Annotated in this window: 2 protein-coding genes; one reads left to right on the top strand and one right to left on the bottom strand. The window is 32.3% G+C overall.

The features are described 5' to 3' along the window. Positions 1–50 precede the first annotated feature (50 nt). Positions 51–248 carry a hypothetical protein gene (locus tag EZH24_RS11485; protein ID WP_137999229.1) on the bottom strand — a complete coding sequence of 66 codons (198 nt, stop codon included), beginning with the start codon at positions 246–248 and terminating at the stop codon, positions 51–53. A 709-nt stretch (positions 249–957) separates the two neighbouring features. Between EZH24_RS11485 and EZH24_RS11490 the strand changes: the two genes are divergently transcribed. Continuing rightward, the coding region (locus EZH24_RS11490) for a pyridoxal-phosphate-dependent aminotransferase family protein (protein ID WP_137999230.1) at positions 958–1,619 on the top strand (662 nt) is incomplete at its 3' end.

Here is a 1,619-nt window from a genome sequence, read left to right on the forward strand (position 1 = left end):
TCCGAGCGCCATCGTCATTGCCATTGTTAGAAGAAATTTTTTAATGTTTTTCATTTTATATCTCCTTGAAAAATTTTTTTATTTATACAAACGAGGTTTCTTCTTTTTCCTCGATAAGTATCGAAAGTTTTTGAAGCCAAAAAGTTAGACAATAAGGGGGGCGCTTCGGCTTTACAGCCCACAGAGTGTGCGCTCCTTTGGAGGCAAGCCCTTGTTATTAGAATTTCAAAATTATTTTTCACCGTCATTGCGAGACTTCGTCTCCGTAGGAGTGCCTTTGGCAAGAAGTCGTGGCAATCCGATATTAAAGAAGCTAAATTATAAAAACGAATTTTATTTAGTCTGGATTCCTTCGCATTTTGGAAAATGCTCGGAATGACAATAGTAAATGTATTTAATAGATTTTTGCAAAGCGCAAAGAAATATTTAAAAAATTGTAATATATAAAAATTTAAATTATTGGTTAGAACACAATAATAGCGTTCTGTTCTGTTCTGTTCTGTTCTGTTCTGTTCTTCATGAGAATTTATCTCTCGTTAATTACCTAAAGCCCGAAATTTTTATTTCGGTTATTTTATTTATCGTTATTCTATTTAAAAATCATAACATTTTTAAAAAATATGTCAATACTTAAAACAAATTTTTTTTAAAAATTCTAAAAATTGACTTTACTAAATTTAGATTGTTCACTTCGTTTGCAATGACTAATATTTTTATTTTGTCATTGAGAGCCTATGCCGTTGCTAAGACTAAAGTCCGCCTTTGGCGAGCAAACAGAGTGAGGCGTGGCAATCCAAACAAAATAAATTATTTCGGATATAAATAATATAGTGATGATAATAAAAAATACAATTAATTATATTATTAATACTATATATAGTATTGACAAAAAATATTTTTTTCTATATTATTATATTTTTAATTTTAAATTCTAAAAAATTTTTAAGAGGTTTGATAATGAAAGATAAAACTTTTTTAATGATTCCCGGTCCCACTCCCGTGCCTGAATCGGCTTTAATGGAAATGGCAAAACATCCTATGGCTCATAGAAGCAAAGAATTTTCAAATATTCTAAAAGAAGTATTCGAAGATTTAAAATATGTCTTCCAAACGAAAAACGATGTCTTTTTATTTACGGCGAGCGGAACTGGAGCTATGTGCGGAGCTTTGGAAAATCTAATAAACGAAGGCGATAAAGTTTTGTGTTTGTCAATCGGAAATTTCGGGGCAAGATGGGCGAAGATTGCAAAATCGAGAGGAGCGGAGGTTATAAAAATCGAAACGAAAGCGGGAGATATAATAAAGCCTGAAGTCTTGGAAGAAAAATTGAATAAAAATAAAGATATAAAAATCGTCACACTCACTCATAGCGAAACTTCTACGGGAGCTGCAAACGACATTAAAACTCTATGCTCTATAATAAAAAATCATGGAGCGTTATCGGTTGTTGACGGAATAACGAGTTTATGCGCGATGGAATTCAAAACTGACGAATGGAATATCGATGTCGCCGTTTCTGGTTCGCAAAAAGGATTTATGATTGCCCCGGGACTTTCATTTTTAACCGCAAGCGAAAAGGCTTTTAAGATGCATGAAAATTGCAAATATCCGAGTTTTTA

It is taken from the genome of Brachyspira catarrhinii, from assembly GCF_005518285.1.
Lineage (GTDB): Bacteria > Spirochaetota > Brachyspiria > Brachyspirales > Brachyspiraceae > Brachyspira > Brachyspira catarrhinii.